Origin of the sequence: Mogibacterium timidum ATCC 33093, assembly GCF_000525775.1 — a bacterium.
GTDB classification, from domain to species: Bacteria; Bacillota; Clostridia; order Peptostreptococcales; family Anaerovoracaceae; genus Mogibacterium; species Mogibacterium timidum.
The window spans coordinates 1-20,370 of the sequence record NZ_JALU01000003.1; the positions used below are offsets into that span (position 1 = coordinate 1).

Below are 20,370 nucleotides of genomic sequence, written 5' to 3' on the forward strand. Positions count from 1 at the left end.
AAAAAGATAAAACCGCTATAGCCATTGAAATTTCAATGGCTATAGCGGTTTTGTAACACGTTTTTTGTCCTATAAGCCCGTTTTACATCTATCCGTAGGATGAATTGTTTATACAGGTTAACTCTTTCTCAATTCACCTTTCTCAAAATGAGTTGCAATCAGTAATTAAAGCATTCACTGAATTCTGCTTTCACTATAAAGTTATAAAGCGCCTACCAGTTCTACTCCCGGTTTCAGCGTAGCTGCGCCCGGGGCCCATCTTGCCGGGCACACCTGATCGCCGTGTTCAGCTACAAACTGACTTGCCTGCAAACGACGGAAAAGCTCATCAGCATTCCTACCGACATTTCCTGCATTTACCTCGTATACCACGATTTTCCCCTCAGGGTTTACTATGAAGCTACCTCTTTCCGCAATCCCCTCAGCTTCAATGAGAACATCAAAGTCTCGTGCAAGAGCCTGAGTCGGGTCAGCAATCATAGGAAACGTAATCTTCCCTATGATCTCGGAATTATCATGCCACGCCTTGTGCACAAAGTGCGTATCGCACGAAACCGAATAAATCTCGCAGCCGGCAGCTTTAAAATCCGCATATTTGTTTTGTAAATCCTCAAGCTCTGTCGGGCACACAAATGTGAAGTCGGCCGGATAGAAAAAAAACACGCTCCACTTGCCCATGATATCTTCTTTTGTAACGGTTTGAAAATCATCATCTACGTATGCTTGGACAGAAAAATCCGCAACTTCCTTATTAATCAATGACATGTCAACCTCCTCTTTGTGTTAGATTCGTCTAACCACTGCAGCCTTTAAAAGGCAGGTACGAAACATACATATACGACCTGCCTCCTTCAATACAGAAAAACATCTTCGACGAGAGCTCACAACTCTCTTACGTGTAATATAACCCGAGATAATGAGGTTGTCAATCATTTTTTCGATGACGCAATTATATATCATGCTATCAATATTGAATTGTACTATTGCCTATTTCATAAAACATCCTCATTTTGATGCTGAGCTTACTCATCCTCTATGATCTATCAAGATAGATCATAGAAGGTATTAATCCGGATATGTGCTCATGAAATTGGTTAATTATAATCTCCTGATTTCAAGCAACTATATTTTATTCATAATCCTTTCATTTGACTTTGTTGCAACAAGCGGAGACGAGAACCTTTGGTCACACTGTAAACCGACCTGATGAGCTCCGTCTATTCTTATTGGGTACAGAAGTTTCCTACAGCATTCCTCCAAAGGCTCCGGCAAGAACAGTCGCAAAGCTTCCGGTTACAAATCCTGCAATATTCATCTTTGGCAGCAAATAGTTTTCGACAATCTTCTTTTCCTCAGGTGTATCTCCCGTAACTTCCGCAACTTCCTTTGACAGATACATGGTTGCAGGAAATCCATACATACATGTAAGGCACATTACGATTGCCAGATTTGGTTCAACTTTGAATATTTTTCCGCAAATATATCCTGTTATACATCCGAAGAATGTACCCACTATCAGTATGAACGCCATAGGCTTCAGCAAAGCCAGAACATCCGACGGCGAGCACGTCGAAAAGTCTGAAAATAGAATTATGACACAGGCGAAGAGAATAAACCCTGATGCATCAGTCTTACTTAAAGTGTCCTTATCCAGAAATCCTATTTCAGTGAAAATAGTTCCCATAATTAAGGCTACGATTATGTAACTTATATTTAACCCTGTCAGTTTCAATAATACTACTGAAAAATAATAACTTACAACACCGACAACGCCCAATTTCATAAGATGAAAAGAAGGCCTGTTTAAAGATTCAGGGAAGCTGATTAACCTCTTCCTTTCAAGATTTGCATCTAGAGAAACAGTTTTCTCGTATAGAGCAAACGCATCTTTATTCTTCTTGAATGCAACCCCTGCCCTTTTTAGGAACTGAGAGGACACGGGAATTCCAACCAGCCCCTGCATTCCGAGCAAAAGCGTAATATAGACAGACAGATAACTCTTGCCTTTGTCTGCCAGAATAGTTTTCATCGCAATTGTTGCAGCTGTTCCGCCACTAAATATAGGTGTCCCGGCTAGAGTATAATCACGACCGATCACAAATCGACCAATGAACACTAATGCGCAACAGGCGGTTGTCAAGGCAATTATCGAAACGCATACTGTTTTCCATTGTCTCTTCAGTTCGGCAAAATCAATCATATTGCCCATACCCACGATAAGCAGTGTAATAATTATTCCTGCTATAGGCATAATTCCCGAGCGCTCATAAATTGATCCGGGTAAACCGATCCAAAACGCTACCAGTAATGCTGCTGATACGAATAGGACAACATCAACATTTGCCTTTGTCTTTGCGGCAACATATTCACCTATGGTGAATATCAGTACAAATATAGTGAACGCTAATATATCAGGCATAACGCACCTCCATAATATATAAAAAATAGCTTTCGTTAAAACAATTAAGCAAATACAGGCCAGTTGCTAGGTATCGGATCCGGAATAATCTTGTCTGGTTCCGGATATTCCTCACCAAATGTTTCAACCTCAGTGCTAACAATTATTTCAGGTGTTTTAGGAACATTAATTTCAACAGCTTCGCACGGATTGGGGTATGTTTCGACTCTCTCTATACGACGCAGCTCTTCAACTCCCTCTATCACTTGGGCAATTACCGGAGCTTTTCCTGCCAGTTCTTCCAGTCTTCTCAGGGGGAAGAAAAATTCAGCTCCGGATATTTCAGTATCGGAGAAGAAGCCCAGACAAACATCTCCGAGCTCAGGGACTTTGATCTCCCCTTTACTCTCTTCTCTTATTTTGTTTGGAAGAAAATACTGGCACTCGCTGCGAAAAAAAGCATTGTAGCTTGCATCAATCCATGAACCCGGAACTATTCTCTGTATGGCAAAATTATCGTAGTATCCGTGTCTTATAGCGCTGATAAAACTGCACACCTCATTGTATGCATAGTCCGGTCTAAGTTCAAGAACAATCTTTCTTCCATTATTAAGTATTAGTTTTGCAATCGGATTTCTCATGTCCTCCCTCCATTCATTCGATATGTCATTCTGCTTCTTACTCTTTTAGTTCTGTTCCGTCAGGCCGGTGGTGGGGATCTGCTACATTAACGCCATATGAAATGCATTGTACATATAGTGTTAGCTCTGAGTCGTTTTCAACGAAGAGCGCCTCCTTTCACAAGCAGCTTATGCGAAATATTCCACACAAACTTCAAACAAGAACATCTCTCATATGTAAAAAATCAATATCTGTTCTATTATTAACAATATATATCCGTGTATTCAGGCTGTCAAAAGCATGAAATTATCCTTATACTACCATGTATTAAATTATTCACATGTTTGACGTAATTAAAATACACTCTTGAATAAAAATTATCAAATGCTAAGAAAAAGAAACGATTATCATCTGAAGTTTGTATTTTAAAGAAAACTCTTTACTAAAAGATAGTATTAAAGTTAGAATTGATTAAAAGAGATATTGCTTTTTATACTGAAAATAAGAAATAAAGTGATATGAAGAATATATGTCGCCATGTTGGCAGCCAAATAAGGTTCTTTCGCAAATTAAGAGGATTCACACTTAAAGAATTTGCAGCACAATTAAACAAGAGCGTTTCGACGTTATCAAAATATGAAAGCGGTGATATTTCGATCGATATTTTCACCTTAAGCGAAATTGCTAGAACCCTTGAAGTTACAATAGAACAGCTGCTTCCAACCGATTATATTGACACTTCCGATCAAGCGGACGACTCCCTATTTTCATTAGATAATCGACATTTTTTTGCTCAAAAAGATATATTTTACATGTATTACTCCTTTTCATCCAACCGCAAAGCTCCTAACAAGGGAATAACTGTAAACGTAATTGAAATAAAACGCAACAAAGATGCTCCTGATGAAATATATTTATACAGTGATTGTGAAATGCCTGAATCAAATTACCGAAAAAGCAAGTATGTGTATCACGGGAATGTATTCTACTATGATTTCGTTGTATATTTTTTACTTGAAAATGTGTATCATGCAGGTTGCTGGGATTACATTTGTGCTAAAGTTCCATTTAAGCACACATATACCACTACTGGGCTGTATACGGGTCTCTCAGAGAGTTTACGCAACCCAAGTGTTACCAAAGTAATAATTTCAACGACCTTGCTTGAACCGACAGATGAATTGTACAGAGAACTGGATATTGCGGATAAAGACACTTTTTATGATTTAAAGCACAGAAATTCATTGATTATCAGATGATGTTGCTTGTCGCAATAGAAAAGATGTGAGGTTTGCTGTAAATTGATCTTCTAATGCAGCTAAGAGTCTCGCCGAAATTGACCGATCCGTGTGTAAGACTATAGGATATATCACAAGCTGTGTAAAAGCTCGCTCACATACAGTGTGCCCACAATTATGAATAACATCAAAAAATCATTGTATAGATAAGCAGTCGAATTGATATTGCTTGGCCTCTAATACAATAAGAGAGCTTGATCGACCATCAACCTCATCCTCGAAAAACACATATATCTGCCTTCCAAAATTTTAACCACTCGCTATGAATGTGAAAGCATTTTCGAATAACCTCCACATTCCCATAATATTTTTCTATTGCGTTACCAATCTTTATATGTCAGTATATTGGTAACAGTATGAATCCTGCTATCTGACAAACTGTCGTGCTGTCAGCGATCAGCAAGGCGTGCCACCATCGGGATTCAGGGAAATATATAGAAGGTAAGATAGGAGGTAACAGAATGAAAGGATTTGCAATGTTAGAGATCGGCAAGACCGGCTGGATTGAAAAGGATCGTCCTAAATGCGGACCTCTTGATGCTATTATAAAGCCTCTCGCTTTATCCCCTTGTACTTCTGACATCCACACTGTATGGGAAGGGGCACTGGGGAACAGACACAACATGATTCTCGGACATGAAGGGTGCGGAATCGTCGAAGAAGTCGGTGAGCTTGTCAAGGACTTTAAGGTAGGGGATCGCATAATGGTTGCAGCAATTACTCCCGACTGGTCTTCCCTTGAAGCTCAAGGCGGATACCCGATGCATTCAAACGGGATGCTTGCCGGATGGAAGTTTTCGAATTTCAAGGACGGTGTATTTGGCGAGTATTTCCATGTTAATGACGCGGACGCCAATCTGGCACATCTGCCTGATTCTATTACACCTGAGGAAGCATGCATGCTTTCCGATATGGTTCCGACCGGATTCCACGGTGTAGAACTCGCAGATATAAGCTTTGGTGATACTGTTCTTGTAAACGGGATCGGCCCTGTCGGCCTGATGGGCGTAGCAGGTGCAAGTCTCAAAGGGGCTTCCAGGATAATCTGTGTAGGAACAAGACCTGCATGCAGAGAAGCAGCTAAGAAATACGGTGCAACAGATTTTATCAGCTACAAGGAAGGTCCCATCGACGAACAGGTTTTGGAATTAACTGATGGAAAGGGTGTTGACAGAGCTATTGTAGCCGGTGGCGGAGTTGAGTCCTTTGATCCAATCATCAAGGTTCTCAAGCCGGGCGGTAAAATCGGCAATGTCAATTATCTCGGCTCCGGAACATACGTAACGATACCGCGTGTTGAGTGGGGCTGCGGAATGGGTCACAAACAGATTGTCGGCGGATTGATGCCGGGCGGCAGGCTCAGACTTGAAAAGCTCGCAAGCCTGATAGAGGTAGGAAAGCTAAACGTCAAGCACCTTATAACGCACAGATTTGAGGGCTTTGAGAAGGTTGAAGATGCTCTCATGCTGATGAAGGATAAGCCGGCAGATCTCATTAAACCGGTTGTGAGCATAGGCAAATAGATAATAAAATCCCCGGCTTTTCGAGCGTTGATATCACTGCTCTCCAAGCCGGGGATTTTAACTTACTTGTAAAAAGGGGCATATTCATGAAAGTATTAATTGTTTCCGGATTCCTCGGAGCCGGAAAGACCACATTTATCAGGACATTATCAAACAGATTGAATAAGGACTTTGTAATTCTTGAAAATGAATATGCCTCAATAAATATTGACAAGGATATCATTAAGGACGATACAGGTCTGAACGTATGGGAATTTACGGAAAAATGCATCTGCTGCAGCGGCAAAGCTGACTTTGCAATGAATATCCTCACTATTGCAAACACTATTTCCCCTGAATATCTGATAGTGGAACCTACGGGTGTCGGCTTCCTGTCAAATGTCATTAATAATATTTCAAGGATTGAATATGAACAGATTGAATTACTCGCCCCCGTCACGATTATAGATCCAAACAGCTTTTTTCAGTACATTGAGCAGTACAACGAGCTGCTTACCGACCAAATAAGCTGCGCCGGCACCGTCATATTATCCAAAAGCGATAGGGCTGTTGATGTTGATGTGGATACAGTAATTGATAAAATCCAAGCCATAAATGCTAATGCAAATATAATCAGCAGGCACTACAGCGGTCTTTCGGATACAGCATTGGAAGAATTATTGCTGAGAAAGCGAGACGGTACTGTTGAGGCTAAACCGTTTGAAGCAGAAACTGTCTTTGACAGCATTAGTATTTCAAATGCTGTGCTGTCCTCCGTCGGCGAGCTTATCATCTTTCTGGAAGCATTAATCAGGAAGAAATACGGTAATATCATTCGCTCAAAAGGCACGATTCTGATAGGGAATACACCTATCAGATTCGATGTCTCGAATAACAATTACATAATTGAACAGGCAGATGCCGATTCCAAAATTGGCTGCGTGTTTATTGGCGACGGTATCATGACCGGTGATTTGAGGATAAAGCTGCTCCCTGTTAATCTGAAGCACAATGTCAATAATGCTACTCGAAATTCAGCAGATAATATATATGATTAAATACAATTTAAAACGCAGACTGCAGAGCGGGATAGGGCGTGATTATCGTCCTCTGCTTTTGCTGCAGCTATACGGTTTCAATTAAATCAAGCTCTAATTATAAATTGCATCGATTATGGGTTCGCTTTCCTCAGCTGTTTCAACAAGTTTCGTTTAAATCCCCTAATTATAAATTGCAGGCAGAAATCGAATTTAGATAATCACAACAGAGAGGAAATCAGATATTGATGCACCCTCTCTGCTGCTTTTATCAAAACATATCATCCTATGATAGATATCCCATCTATAGGATATCTATTACTTCTCCCGAAAGTGCCTTGTTCATGCTTCTTACCGCGCAGAACTTTCCACACATACTGCATGTGTCCGAGTGATCCTCTTCAGGCATTCTCGATTCTCTTATCGCCTTGGCTGCAGCCGGATCCAGCGCCTCCAGCCATTGTGCATCCCAATCCAGCTCCTTTCGAGCTTTTGCCATCCTGTCGTCTCTATCACGAGCACCCGGAACTCCCTTCGCGATGTCGGCAGCATGCGCAGCAATTTTGCTGGCGATGATACCGGCGTGGACGTCATCTACATTTGGAAGAGCGAGATGTTCAGCCGGCGTCACATAGCATAGGAAGGCTGCCCCCGTCCATGCTGCAATAGCTCCACCGATTGCAGCTGTTATATGATCATACCCCGGCGCGATATCCGTGACAAGCGGCCCCAGCACATAGAAAGGCGCGCCCTTGCACAGAGTCTGCTGTACCTTCATGTTGGCTTCAATCTGATCCATCGGTACGTGTCCCGGGCCCTCAATCATGACCTGCACATCACGCGCCCACGCTCTATCCGTAAGCTCGCCCAACCTGATCAGCTCCTCAATCTGACAGTTATCCGTAGCATCTGCAAGACATCCGGGCCTGCACGCATCGCCAAGGCTGATTGTCACATCGTGCTCACGGCATATTTCAACTATCTCATCGAAATATTCATAAAACGGATTTTCCTCTCCCGTCATAGACATCCACGCAAATACGAGACTGCCGCCTCTGCTAACTATGTTCATCTCGCGGCTGCCGTTTCTAATCTGTTCGATGGTCTTACGGGTAATTCCGCAATGGAGCGTGACGAAATCCACCCCATCCTCAGCATGCAGCCTTATGACATCCAGAAAATCTTTAGCCGTCAAAGTGTTCAGGTCACGCTGATAATGAATTACAGAATCATACACCGGAACTGTTCCTATCATAGCAGGGCATTCTGCGCACAGCTTCCGGCGAAACGGCTGCGTGTCACCGTGACTCGACAGGTCCATAATCGATTCCGCACCGAGCTCGACTGCACTCATCAACTTTTCCATCTCTATGTCATAATCCTTGCAATCTCTGCTGATTCCAAGATTTACGTTCACCTTGGTCTTGAGCATCCCTCCGACGCCGTTCGGGTCTATAGACTCGTGATGAATGTTTGCGGGAATTACCATTTTGCCGGCCGCCATCAACGGCATCAGCTCAGCTACCTCGCGCTGTTCCTTCGCAGCGACCTTTTCCATCTCGGGAGTCACAATTCCCATTCTCGCCGCTTCCATCTGGGTTGAATGTTTTCTAGCCATATTTCCTCATTTCTGCCTGTCCTCAGGCTTTCTTTCTAAATATTAATTGTATCCTGTTGTATCCTCTGCTGCTGCAAAATTGCCTCATGGTCTATTGACCCGTTTCCGCTTCCGATGCTCATGTTGCCGGCAATAGCGGCTGTTACGTGGGCTTTGGCTATTTGAACAGCTACTGCAAGACTCTCGCCTTTTGCTAAATTTGAAGCTATAGAGCTCGACAGCGCACAACCTGTACCATGAGAGCTCATCGCAGCAATTCGTCGTCCTCTAAATATGCTAAGCTCCCCTTTATGCCACATACAGTCTGTTGCTTCTCCGTCTGCAGAATGCCCACCCTTAACCAAAACGCTGCAGTCACAATGACAGCCTATCAGTTCAGCCATTTCTGAAGGTGTTAGCTCTGAAGCCGGTAGTTCTCCCTTATGTGCGCTAACCGGCTCTCCGGCAGCCCGGCTGCGCTTATCAAGTATCGCTCTCGCGATCGTCTGTGCCTCGGGTATATTGGGAGTCACCAAGGTCGATGCGGAAAACAGGTAATCTATCATATTTACCAGCACTTCATCATGCGCAAACCTAACACCCGAAGTCGGAGCAATAACGGGGTCCGTTATGACATTTCGCAGCTTGTACTTGTCTATCATATCAACGATTATTTTGACGTGAGACGGTTCTGATATCATGCCGATTTTGACCGCATCAGGAATTATGTCGCATATAACTGCATCAAGCTGCATACGCAGAAAATCGTCAGGAACAGCTATCACTGCCTTCACCCCCAGTGTGTTCTGCGCTGTCATTCCTGTGATGGCAGCCATTCCATAACAGCTCTCCGCAAATATTGTCTTGATATCTCCCTGGATGCCTGCGCCGCCGCTAGGATCACTGCCGGCGATGGATAGAACCTTTGGTATCTTTGAACTAACCATCTGTCTCTGTACCCTCCTCTGAATTGTCCTCTGCGCAAGGTGAGCTTGTAAGCGCCTGAGCTGCGGCTCTCAATTCATGCGCACTCGCCGCGATGTCTCTTGATCCGAATATCGCGGATATCACTGCTATGCCGGAGAGCCCGAGACCGGCAAGTTCTCCGACATTGCCGGCATTGATTCCGCCAATCGCTATTACAGGGATGTCTACGGCTGAAGTTATATCCCTGTATGCCTTGAGGTTAGCCAGCCTCACTGCATTACCTTTGGACTTGGATCCGAAGGCTGCCCCAACACCGATATAGTCTGCTCCTGCAGCTTGGGCAGCAAGTGCTTCATCGAGGTTGTGAGCCGTTGCTCCGATGATTTTATCTGATCCAAGCAGCTTTCCGGCAGCTCTGATCGATCCGTCTCCAAGACCGATATGGACTCCCGCTGCTCCCGAGAGCTTGCACACCAGTGCATCATCATTGACTATCAGAGGTACTCCGGCAGCATCGCATAGAGGCTTGACCTTACGAATTATGGCGAGCAGCTCCGCCTGAGTCATGTCCTTTTCCCTCACCTGCAAGCAGGTTATCCCACCTTGAATCGCCTGCGCAACAGCCTTGCCATATTCAACATCACCAAGATTGCAGCTACCGATGATACCATATAGCAGCAGCTTGTTCTTATCTAACCTTTCCCGACTACGCATATCGCTCATACCTATTCCGTTCCTATCAACAGTTGCACCACTCTGCGCATTAAAAAATGTGTAACGCCCAAGCACGGGTATTACACATAGTAAATCAGCACTCTCCCTCCGTTGGCATTATCCAAATCAGGTTCAGAGTCGTAACGTATCTCAACATTACCTCTCAGCGATACCGCTCCCCTTGCTTGTTGTATTCATTTGTATTTCCGGTTCATTATATATCAGTCGTGTACCGACTTCAATATATTCTTCGGATTTATCAGTATTCCCCCTTGAGTATAGCGAAATTCCGCCTCTCAGCTACTTGAAGCTATCCAGTGCCTGCTTAATAATCGCCGGCACCTTTCCGCACTTAGCCGCCGAAATAGATGCAATGGAGACTCTGACACCCTTGTCCATAGGCACGCAATACACGTCGTTTTCCTCCAGCCTCTTGCACACAGCATCCGGATCCTCACACGGGATAGAGACAAAGAAGCCTGCTCTAAACGGTACAATCTTGAGCCCTGCCTTCCCGGCAGCATCTTCAAAAGCTCTTCCACGCGACAAGAGCATCTCACGGAAGCCCTTGCGTTCTTCATCCACCTTGGCAAGAAGTTCGGCGTCACTGTAAATTTCAGCTATTACTTCCTGAGGTCCGCGCGGCGAGTTTGACCAGCTCGACCTGCTGGAATACGAGCACACCCTGACGAATTCATCTGCAGTCTCTTCATCATCTGCCAGGCATAGCATGGCTGCACATCTAAATCCGTAGAATGTAAATGTTTTGGAAGCGCTATATGCCAGTATCGGCAGCACATTGCTTCTGAGTTCCTCGAGTTCAGGTAGGAATGCTCTGACTTCCTTTTCATCTCCTGCAAAATCGATATATGCTATGTCCACCAGCAGTGCCACGATTCTATCGTCGGGCACTCTGTTCAGGATCGCAACTACCTGTTGCCACTCATATACGGATAAGGAATAGCCAGTAGGGTTATTTGCAGGAGTGTTGAGAATCAGCACGAGTCTGTCCTGAATACGCAGCAGCTTATTGATCTTGTATTCCAGGTCAGCGAAGTTAAATTTTCCCGCTTCATCGAACATCTCGAATGTCTCGAAGCCACGGCCCTGTTCGGCAGCAATGTTCTGGTAGTTAGGCCAGCACCAGTCATGTGTGAGAATCTTGTCGCCCGGACAAGAGTAGTTAGCAATCGTATTTCTGAGCGCACCCGTGCCACCCGGTGTAGCAACGACACCGATGTGCCTGTCAGTCTTAAAGTCGCCAAGCGCGGCCTTGGTTGCTGCTTCCTTGAAGCCCGGGATACCGGCGATGGGAGCATACTCTGCATACTGAACCGGCTTCAGATTCTTGACCGCCTCATCTACAGATGATAAAACGATAAGCCGACCGTCGTCGTCCAGGAGCGCTCCGATTGTCGCGTTTGCGACATTTTCATGACCCTTTGCCTTGATCGCGTCTTTAGCCCTACCGCTGATTCCAAACACCTTGTCCTGCGCAGGAATTACTCTGCCGTTAAGTGCTGCCAAACCCATTGTCTCCCCCTTCTTACGAATACGGCTTATCTCCATCATCTTGATGTTGAAGCCCTTGCCGCTAAATTTCCCCTCGTATTCTGTCATAATATTATCATCATTGTACGGAGATGCATGCAAATCTCTTGTAAACTTCGTGATTCTTAAATCCGAAGCAATTACCTCGTTTATGGAATAGTTGAACAGATTCGTGTTGTCGGTCTTAAATCTGACAACACCGGATTCATTGAGTACATCGAAATATTGTCTTAGCTTGCCACGATACGTCAGTCTCTTTTTTGCTGAGCAGTTCTTGGGAAGCGGATCGCTGAAATTAAGGTAGATTCCGTCAATTTCGCCATCCTCGAACCAGTCGTGCAGGTCAACAATAAAGTTCGGAACGAACACAACATTGCTAAGCCCCAGCTCTCGTACCTTCTCCAGTGCACGCAGCATAACACTTCTGTTGCCTTCCACTGCTATAAAAAAATTATCCGGCTCACGTTCTGCCAGCTGCGAGATAAATCTGCCTTTGCCGCAGCCTACCTCAAGGTATATACCCTTGCTGTGACCCGAGCGCTCCGCCCAATTGCCGCGAACCTCCTCCGGCTTATATACCAATATGTCCTCAAATCCAGCGTATTTTTCTTCCAGATTCTTGACCTTCCTCTGCCTCATCTATGCTCCTTTTATCTGTGATTCTATATGTATCTCGTTGCAAACAGTGCACATAGGAATACCATGAGCACGATCCCCCAGACAGCATCCCTCTTCGCAAAGCGGCTTTCATTGAGCTTCGTCCTGCCGTTGCCACCTCGGTAGCATCTCGCTTCCATCGCAAGAGCGAGGTCCCCGGCAATCCTGAACGAACTGACAAACAGCGGCACAATTATAGGGATGAGGCTCTTGGCCCTCTGAAATATATTTCCCGACTCAAAATCCGCCCCTCGCGATTGCTGTGCCTTCATAATCTTGTCCGCTTCATCCATAAGAACCGGGATAAACCTGAGCGCTATGGTCATCATAAGAGCAATCTCATGTGCCGGCAGTCCTACCCTTGCAAAAGGGCTTAACAGCTTCTCGAGTCCGTCCGTCAGCTCGGTAGGCTTCGTGCAGAAGGTCAGCAGCGACGTGCCAATTATGAGCAGCACCAGCCTTATTCCCATAAATGCAGCCCTATACAGCCCTTCGTATGTAATCTTGAGGAACTTCCACTGCCACAGTATAGTTCCGTCCATCATAAACACGTTGAGCACCATAGTGAACAGCAATATCAGCAGTATTGCCTTAAGTCCTCTCATCATGTATGAAAAAGGAACTCCCGACAGCTTTATCACCGTTCCGACTGCTACAGCAGCAATCACGAAGCCCCAAAAGTTATTTACAACAAAAAGCCCGACCAAATACGCCAGTACTCCCAACACCTTGCTTCGCGCCTCAAGCCTGTGCACGAGAGACTCCACAGGATAATACTGGCCAAGCGTAATATCTTTGATCATATTATCCCTGCCTTCCCATCATGTGTGCCGCTATGTATTCTGCAGCCTCTCGTTCTTCAAAAATCGCCTTAAATGGCAACTGCAGCTTCTCCGACAGCTCATATATTATCTCAGTCACCGGAGGCACGCTAAGTCCCATGCCTTTAAGCTCCGAGGCTCTTGCAAATACCTCCTCCGGAGTGCCGATCATCACCAGCTTGCCTCCGTTCATAACTAGTACGCGGTCAGACAGTTCAGCGATATCCTTCATATTGTGAGAGACAAATACGACTATAAGCTCCCTGTCACACCTGAGCTTTTTGATAACATCCAACATCTCTCTCTTGGATGCCGGGTCCAGTCCGGCCGTCGGCTCATCCAAAATCAACACCCTGGGTTTCATCGCCAGTACGCCGGCGATAGCAACCCTTCTCTTCTGACCGCCGGACAGCTCGAACGGCGACTTGTCTGCGAGCTCATCGCAGTCAAGCCCCAGCAGCTCGAGTGATTCCCTCACTATAGTCGGGAGCTCTTGGTCGGGCACCCCCAGGTTACGAGGTCCGAACGCAACGTCTTTTTCGACGGTTTCCTCAAACAGCTGATATTCCGGGTACTGAAACACCAGGCCGACGCTTCTGCTGATATCCGCCTTCTTGACCGAATCATCGCCGATATTCATGTCAGCGACAAATATCTCGCCGGAATGTGGCCTAAGCAGGCCGTTCATGTGCTGCAGCAGTGTGGATTTGCCGGAGCCGGTATGTCCGATTACTCCCACGCACTCACCGTCTGCAATCTCAAACGAAATATCGTCGATAGCAATCGTCTCCCCGGGCAGCCCCTTGGAATATATGTATTTCAGATGTCTTGTAATTATTGACATAATGCTTCCACCAAATCACCCTTGCTGATAATATCGCTTGACAAAGCTACACCGCACTCCCTGAGCCGGTCTCGCACCAGAACGACCGCCGGAATCTCCAGCCCCGCCTCCACAACCAGCTCTTTGTCTGCAAAAATCTCCTCCGGAGCTTCATCTGCCAGCAGCTTGCCCGACTTCATGACGAGCACGCGCTTTGCCTCTGCGACTTCTTCCATAAAATGTGTAATGAGTATTATAGTTATCCCTTGCTCATTGAGACTTCTGATTGCTTTCATCACCTGCTTGCGTCCTTCCGGATCAAGCATCGCGGTCGGTTCATCAAAAACTATGCAGTCGGGGCGCATCGCAACCGCACCGGCTATGGCAATGCGCTGCTTCTGCCCACCTGACAGCTTGTGCGTCTCGCGCTTGCGATACTCATACATGCCTACAGCCTTAAGGGCATACTCGACGCGCGTACGAAGCTCGGGATTTCCTACCCCGAGGTTCTCGGGTCCAAATGCGACCTCATCTTCAACGATCGATGACACAATCTGGTTATCGGGATTCTGAAACACCATGCCGACAGTCTTTCTTATATCCCAAATCAAATTATCGTCCCTCGTATCCATTCCATCGACAAAAATCTCTCCTTCTGTCGGGATAAGCAACCCGTTGAGACATCTGGCCAACGTGGATTTACCGGAACCGTTGGAGCCGGCGATAGCTACGAACTCTCCACGCCTAATCTCAGCAGACACATGATCAACAGCAGGGCACCGCGTCTCCGCGCCCTGCTCGAGAGCATATTCATAAACCAAATCTTGTATTTTTATAAACTCTGCCATAACGCCTCCGAAGTTCAATTATATATTAGCACATTGGCTATATCAACGGCATAAGTGAATTGCGGCAAATAATGAGTGAATTGCAAGCAAATTGCAAGCAAATAAATAAGCCGAAGGTCACGCCTCCGGCTATTGTTCGCAATGGCTATAACGAACGCACTGAGGTACCAGGAATTCCCCTATTCCCGGTGACATCGATCTGTATTTCAACCCTTTTCACTTATCGATACCAAAATTATAGTCGACCAATTTTCAATTGTCAATGGGATTCTTTGTACAATTTCACAAACTTATCGTGAACCTCTTGCTTATTATTGTAAAATTTCTACTATCTTCATCTAATACTGGCACAGCGGCACCGATCGCTTAACCCCATCGCAGCCCTACATTCTTACCATCCGCCTTGTCGTAAATCAGCTTTGCAATCACGAGATCAAGGATACCGAGCCCGACATTCTTAAAGATAATGATCTCATCATCGTTCTCCCTGCCGACAATATCTCCAAGCGCATATTCACCGATATCTCCTGTAAGCTCCGACTCGGTTATGATTCCCCCCCGCAGAGGAATCTGAATATCAGCTGACTCTGCAATGCACGCATCCTTTGAATCGAAGTAGATCTTGTCAGCCCTGCCGAACAGTTCCGGATCAATCTCGTTCATCTCGGCGGTGTATGAACCGACACCGCTTACAACTGCCCCCTGCTTGACTTTTCCGGCATCAAATACAGGCTCTGTTGCAACTGTCACCACTACAATTACATCTGCTCCGTCTACAGCCTCATCTGTATCATTATACGCGATCAGCTCTGTCTCGCAAGCCTTGAACCTCGCCTTCATATCAGCGACAAACCTCTCCGTCTTGGCAAAATCTCTGGCGACGATTCTAACCTCATCCAGATCGCATGCCGCAAGCATAGCCTCCAGTTGACAATCCGCCTGTCCACCAGTGCCGATCAGACAGCCGACCTTAGCATCCTTTCTCGCAAAAAGCTTAAATGCCGCACCCGAAGCCGCTCCTGTACGGAATTTAGTGATAAAACTTCCGTCCATCAGTGCTACGATTTCTCCGTTTCTATCATCCATGAGCAGTACCTGACCCTTGGTTGTAGCCTCTCCCAGCTCTCTATTTCCCGGAAATATATTTACTATCTTGATCCCGGCCGCCCCCAGCTTGGAGCTGTAAGCAGGCATGAATGCGAAATTGCCTCTATCTCCGTCTGCTGCCAAAACCTGGCGCAGCGGAACTACGGCATTACCGCTCGAGAAGATCTTATACGCCTCAATATTTGACTCAATTGCATCTTCCATCGTAAATACAGCTCTGATATCCTTTTCATTTAATAAAAGCATGATTACTCCCCCCGTTAAGTTCGTTTATAAATTTTTCATCTAAACTGCCATTTGAACCGCAGCTATTCAAATTCCCCAAAGTAGATTCTCGGCTTCTATCAGTGATCGCTCTCTACTTTAGCCTTATCTCTGCAACAACCGGATTATGGTCGCTGTGCTTAAAGCCCAGATCCTGAGTCTTACACGACTTCATCTCTATATTCGACGAATAGATCATTCCGTCTATCACATAGAACTGGAACTTCGACTTGTCCGCCCCCTTGAGCGGCTTGTCCAGCGACCTACACGTAGGATGAGTGCCATCCATCACGAAATTCAATGACGAATCATACTCGCTGATATCTATTTTCCCGGGCTTCCACAGCCCCTTATGCACGGGATAGTGTCCAATGTATACGTTGTTGAACGTCTGGTTAAAATCTCCACACGCTATCACGTAATTTCCTTTGTCCGATTCCTCCTTGAGCAGCTTGTTGAGAGCCTCAGTCTGGGCCTTCTTACCCTCGCCGTTGTCATATGCCTCCAGATGCAAATTGATGTACACAAGCTCCTTGTCACTACCATTGACTTTCGCACGGTTCACAAGCAAGCAGCGCTTGAGGTTGATTGTGCGCACCGGCCATTTGAAAGACACAGGCAGGCTAACCCTCGAGGCACCGCCGGCCTTGAACTTGGACAGAGTCATAACTCCGCTATCCACCTTACCTATCGGTGGTAGCGGATAAGGCACTATCGCCGCCTTGAAATTTCTTGCAAATGAATTTTCATAGTCACCCGCAGCTGCCCCGATCCTCGACACTTGGTCTATGTGCTCAGAGCGAGTTGAATCCTTGTCTACCTCCTGCAGCATCGCAATGTCCGGCGATACCTCATCTATCTCCCGCGAGACGGCTTTGATGTTTTCCTTTATTCTTTGCTTGCCGGACGTCTTGACGTGTGTGCCTCCGTCCATAAAAAAGTCTGCATTATCCCCGAGTGCTCCATACCCTATATTCCATGTCATAACCTTGAGTGCTTTCCCTCGTGAGACTTCATATGCAGCCTTGCCGTTGATAGCTACGCGCTCAACTGTTTCGGGCTTATATTCGGTCAGTGATATAAACGCTATCAGCCCGGCAAAGGCAATCGCTATTATAAGTATGATGATTGCTATGGCCTTCAGTATCTTCTTAATAACGGATCTGCCATTCCCTCCGTTATTATTAGAGCTGCCATCATTTCCGTTATGAGAGCTGCTGCCGAATTCGTTAGTGCCTTTGTTGTTCAATCCACTATTAGAAATATTTGCTAAATTATCTGTCATTTTTTATCTCCTCGAAGCAGATATATTGCCATCCACGTGTATACTTGTAAGATACAACGTCTGTTAGGCTTATCATAAAATGTTAATCATATCCCTAATAGGATACCACATATCAAATATGTTTGAACATAAAAACAGGGGCGCATCCGCGCCCCTGCCTTATTTCTCTGGTGGTATTCCTTCTATATCGGGATTACTCGATGATCTCCGTTACTACGCCGGAGCCTACTGTTCTTCCGCCTTCTCTGATAGCAAAACGCAGTCCCTCTTCGATAGCGATTGGTGTAATTAGAGAAATCTCCATTACTACGTTATCTCCCGGCATGCACATCTCTGTTCCTTCAGGCAGCTGCAGATCTCCTGTTACGTCTGTTGTTCTCAGGTAGAACTGTGGTCTGTATCCGTTGAAGAATGGTGTGTGTCTTCCACCCTCTTCCTTCTTGAGTACGTATACCTGTCCCTTGAACTTTGTGTGCGGGTGAATCGTTCCCGGCTTCGAGAGTACCTGTCCTCTTTCGATTTCGTCTCTCTGTACACCTCTCAGCAGTGCTCCGATGTTGTCTCCCGTCTCAGCCTGATCAAGAGTCTTCTTGAACATCTCTACTCCGGTTACTACTACCTTTCTCTTCTCTTCTGTCAGTCCTACGAGCTCTACCTCGTCGCCAACCTTGAGCATTCCTCTCTCTACTCTTCCTGTTGCTACCGTTCCACGTCCCGTGATCGAGAATACGTCCTCGATCGGCATCAGGAATGCCTGGTCGTTTGCTCTCTGTGGCTCAGGAATGTATGTATCTACTGCCTCCATAAGCTCGAGAATCTTATCTCCCCACTCGCCTTCCGGATCCTCCAGTGCCTTGAGTGCCGATCCTCTTACGATCGGTGTGTCATCTCCGGGGAACTCATACTCGTCAAGAAGCTCTCTTACCTCCATCTCTACGAGATCCAGCAGTTCCTCGTCGTCTACCATATCGCACTTGTTCAGGAATACGATGATATATGGTACGCCTACCTGTCTCGACAGAAGGATGTGCTCTCTTGTCTGAGGCATCGGTCCATCTGTTGCCGCCACTACCAGGATAGCTCCGTCCATCTGTGCTGCTCCTGTGATCATGTTCTTAACGTAGTCGGCGTGTCCCGGGCAGTCTACGTGTGCGTAGTGTCTGTTTGGTGTCTCATACTCTACGTGTGCAGATGAAATCGTGATTCCTCTTGCCTTCTCCTCCGGCGCCTTATCGATCTGGTCGAATGCTACGTCTGCTCCGAGTCCATATCTTGCGTGAAGAGTCTTTGTGATTGCCGCTGTCAGAGTTGTCTTGCCGTGGTCAACGTGGCCGATTGTACCAATGTTGATATGTGGCTTGGTTCTCTCATACTTCTGCTTTGCCATGATAGCCTCCTTAGAATGTGTTTACTTTAAAAATTGTTGGAGCTGTTGAGCAGACTCGAACTGCCGAACCTCTTCCTTACCAAGGAAGTGCTCTACCACCTGAGCTACAACAGCACGTATACATGAATAGTACACGAAATAGCGCAGCCTGTCAATATTTCGAGACCTCTGTCACCTTTATCGTTCGAGTATCGTTTGAGGCTTATGTCGTCTTTATCGCTTTCATAAATCGCAGTGCTCCGAGCACTCGCGAAGAGTCGGAACGCACGCAAAATAAGGCACGGGGATTCAGCGGGATGGTCGTGCGATTTTTACAATAGAAAACTGCCACGATACGGTGGCAGTTTGAGCTTGTTTGAGCTTATAAGTAAGAACCGAAATAACTATTTCGCCGGTGTTGTGTATGGGTCAACCCCCTTGCAGATGCGGATTCTGTCAACTGCTGCAGCCTTGATCTCGCCGAAATTCTGTAGCTGCTCCTCGCCTCTGAGCACTCTGAGCGCACCTCCTGCAAGAGCTTCCATCTCGAACTCGCCCGGCATCATCTCAATCGGCGCAATCCAGCTTACCATCTCATCAATCCTGCCTGTGAGGAACTTGGAGTAAGCAACTCCGCCTGTGAGGATGATTCTATCAACCTTGCCGGATACCGGAGCTGCGAGCTTAGCTATATCCTTAGCTATGCCGTAAGCCATCCCTTCGTATACCGCCTTGGCATACTCGTTACCCGCGTCGATCATATTCTCGACCTCGATAGCATCTGTAGTACCGAGGTGTGCCTTGAGTCCGCCTGCGCCGTGGAACTTCTTCATTACAGTCTTGGCATCCTCATCTGTTGTAAAGCAGTAGTTAACAAGATCCTTGCAGCTAACTCCGCCGCCGCGCTCAGGCGAGAAGTTGCCCTCGTCATCGTTAACGCAATCGATGTTAACACCGTTGTGGTACAGTCTAATTGAGCTTCCGCCACCCATGTGAGCGACAATGAATGTGCACTCGTCAAAAGGCTTTTTGAGCACCTCGTTAGCGCACTTGATAGCCATTGCTCTAGTGTTCAGAGTATGTCCAACCGTATATCTGGGAATCTCCGGAACGCCGGAAACTCTGGCGATTGGCTGCATCTCGTCTGTTCCGATTGCGTCGTAGATGCAAGCGGGGATTCCGAACTCCTGCTTGAGATTGAATGCGATCATGCTACCTAGCAGGGATGCGTGCTTAGCTGTGTCATCCGGTCTAGTCAGATAGTCGATCATCTCCTGATCGATACCGATAGCTCCGTGCGGGCACGCGATGATATTGCCGCCTCTTGAGCATACTGCAGTCAGCGTGTTAACCCCGATGCCGTTGTTCTCGAGAGTGTTTCTAACCTTCTCATTGCGAAAATCGAACTGATCGAGGATATCGTCAAATTGAGCCATCTCCTCCTGAGTGTGCCTGATTGTCTCTTTGAAAACTTCCTGCGTATCGTCATAGACGGCAATCTTGCTTGATGTCGATCCTAGATTAAGTACAAGAATTCTCTCTTTACTCATGTAT

General features: G+C 46.2%; 17 protein-coding genes and 1 tRNA gene. 3 read left to right on the top strand and 15 right to left on the bottom strand.

Annotated elements, in window-relative coordinates; all coding sequences use genetic code 11:
• Nucleotides 1-201: 201 nt before the first annotated feature.
• The 3 genes from ahpC to HMPREF0581_RS00605 form a co-directional block, all read right to left on the bottom strand.
• The gene (ahpC, locus tag HMPREF0581_RS00595; protein ID WP_009643793.1) at nucleotides 202-765 is read right to left on the bottom strand and encodes an alkyl hydroperoxide reductase subunit C; all 564 of its coding nucleotides are present in this window, start codon (nucleotides 763-765) and stop codon (nucleotides 202-204) included.
• A gap of 478 nt (nucleotides 766-1,243) precedes the next feature.
• On the bottom strand, nucleotides 1,244-2,419 hold the full coding sequence (locus HMPREF0581_RS00600) for a hypothetical protein (protein ID WP_009643815.1): 1,176 nt from the start codon (nucleotides 2,417-2,419) through the stop codon (nucleotides 1,244-1,246).
• 44 nt (nucleotides 2,420-2,463) lie between these two features.
• Complete coding sequence (locus HMPREF0581_RS00605; protein WP_009643832.1) at nucleotides 2,464-3,039, bottom strand: peptidylprolyl isomerase; 576 nt, start codon at nucleotides 3,037-3,039, stop codon at nucleotides 2,464-2,466.
• A gap of 498 nt (nucleotides 3,040-3,537) precedes the next feature.
• Here HMPREF0581_RS00605 and HMPREF0581_RS00610 point away from each other — a divergent pair, with 498 nt between their 5' ends.
• From HMPREF0581_RS00610 to HMPREF0581_RS00620, 3 genes are all read left to right on the top strand, one after another.
• Nucleotides 3,538-4,278 (top strand): helix-turn-helix domain-containing protein, encoded by a 741-nt coding sequence (locus tag HMPREF0581_RS00610; RefSeq protein ID WP_009643830.1) that lies wholly within the window; start codon nucleotides 3,538-3,540, stop codon nucleotides 4,276-4,278.
• 500 nt (nucleotides 4,279-4,778) lie between these two features.
• Nucleotides 4,779-5,840, top strand: a complete 1,062-nt coding sequence (locus HMPREF0581_RS00615; RefSeq protein WP_009643837.1) for an NAD(P)-dependent alcohol dehydrogenase — start codon at nucleotides 4,779-4,781, stop codon at nucleotides 5,838-5,840.
• An 86-nt stretch (nucleotides 5,841-5,926) separates the two neighbouring features.
• On the top strand, nucleotides 5,927-6,877 hold the full coding sequence (locus tag HMPREF0581_RS00620) for a GTP-binding protein (RefSeq protein ID WP_051426858.1): 951 nt from the start codon (nucleotides 5,927-5,929) through the stop codon (nucleotides 6,875-6,877).
• 283 nt (nucleotides 6,878-7,160) lie between these two features.
• On the opposite strand, the gene thiC is transcribed toward HMPREF0581_RS00620, so the two are convergent.
• The 12 genes from thiC to buk form a co-directional block, all read right to left on the bottom strand.
• Entirely contained in the window at nucleotides 7,161-8,474 is a 1,314-nt protein-coding gene (gene thiC, locus HMPREF0581_RS00625; protein ID WP_036379407.1) for a phosphomethylpyrimidine synthase ThiC, read from the bottom strand.
• Between the two features lie 35 nt (nucleotides 8,475-8,509).
• Entirely contained in the window at nucleotides 8,510-9,400 is an 891-nt protein-coding gene (thiD, locus tag HMPREF0581_RS00630; RefSeq protein ID WP_036379409.1) for a bifunctional hydroxymethylpyrimidine kinase/phosphomethylpyrimidine kinase, read from the bottom strand.
• Nucleotides 9,393-10,169 carry a thiamine phosphate synthase gene (gene thiE, locus HMPREF0581_RS00635; RefSeq protein WP_051426859.1) on the bottom strand — a complete coding sequence of 259 codons (777 nt, stop codon included), beginning with the start codon at nucleotides 10,167-10,169 and terminating at the stop codon, nucleotides 9,393-9,395. Before thiE ends, thiD begins: the two co-directional genes overlap by 8 nt.
• Nucleotides 10,170-10,394: 225 nt before the next feature.
• Nucleotides 10,395-12,284 (bottom strand): tRNA (guanosine(46)-N7)-methyltransferase TrmB, encoded by a 1,890-nt coding sequence (trmB, locus tag HMPREF0581_RS00640; RefSeq protein ID WP_084645289.1) that lies wholly within the window; start codon nucleotides 12,282-12,284, stop codon nucleotides 10,395-10,397.
• Nucleotides 12,285-12,307: 23 nt separating this feature from the next.
• Nucleotides 12,308-13,105 carry an energy-coupling factor transporter transmembrane component T family protein gene (locus HMPREF0581_RS00645; RefSeq protein WP_009643835.1) on the bottom strand — a complete coding sequence of 266 codons (798 nt, stop codon included), beginning with the start codon at nucleotides 13,103-13,105 and terminating at the stop codon, nucleotides 12,308-12,310.
• A 1-nt stretch (nucleotide 13,106) separates the two neighbouring features.
• Nucleotides 13,107-13,967: an energy-coupling factor transporter ATPase gene (locus HMPREF0581_RS00650; protein WP_036379411.1), complete on the bottom strand. Its 861-nt coding sequence runs from the start codon at nucleotides 13,965-13,967 to the stop codon at nucleotides 13,107-13,109.
• Nucleotides 13,958-14,794, bottom strand: a complete 837-nt coding sequence (locus HMPREF0581_RS00655; RefSeq protein ID WP_036379414.1) for an energy-coupling factor transporter ATPase — start codon at nucleotides 14,792-14,794, stop codon at nucleotides 13,958-13,960. The genes HMPREF0581_RS00650 and HMPREF0581_RS00655 overlap by 10 nt, the downstream gene beginning before the upstream one ends.
• 366 nt (nucleotides 14,795-15,160) lie before the next feature.
• Nucleotides 15,161-16,147: an ornithine cyclodeaminase gene (locus HMPREF0581_RS00660; RefSeq protein WP_036379416.1), complete on the bottom strand. Its 987-nt coding sequence runs from the start codon at nucleotides 16,145-16,147 to the stop codon at nucleotides 15,161-15,163.
• A gap of 112 nt (nucleotides 16,148-16,259) precedes the next feature.
• Complete coding sequence (locus tag HMPREF0581_RS00665) at nucleotides 16,260-17,450, bottom strand: endonuclease/exonuclease/phosphatase family protein (protein WP_051426860.1); 1,191 nt, start codon at nucleotides 17,448-17,450, stop codon at nucleotides 16,260-16,262.
• 193 nt (nucleotides 17,451-17,643) lie between these two features.
• The gene (gene tuf / locus HMPREF0581_RS00670) at nucleotides 17,644-18,837 is read right to left on the bottom strand and encodes an elongation factor Tu (protein WP_036379418.1); all 1,194 of its coding nucleotides are present in this window, start codon (nucleotides 18,835-18,837) and stop codon (nucleotides 17,644-17,646) included.
• A 37-nt stretch (nucleotides 18,838-18,874) separates the two neighbouring features.
• Nucleotides 18,875-18,951, bottom strand: a tRNA-Thr gene (locus HMPREF0581_RS00675).
• A 269-nt stretch (nucleotides 18,952-19,220) separates the two neighbouring features.
• Entirely contained in the window at nucleotides 19,221-20,366 is a 1,146-nt protein-coding gene (gene buk / locus HMPREF0581_RS00680; protein WP_009643366.1) for a butyrate kinase, read from the bottom strand.
• Nucleotides 20,367-20,370 lie beyond the last annotated feature (4 nt).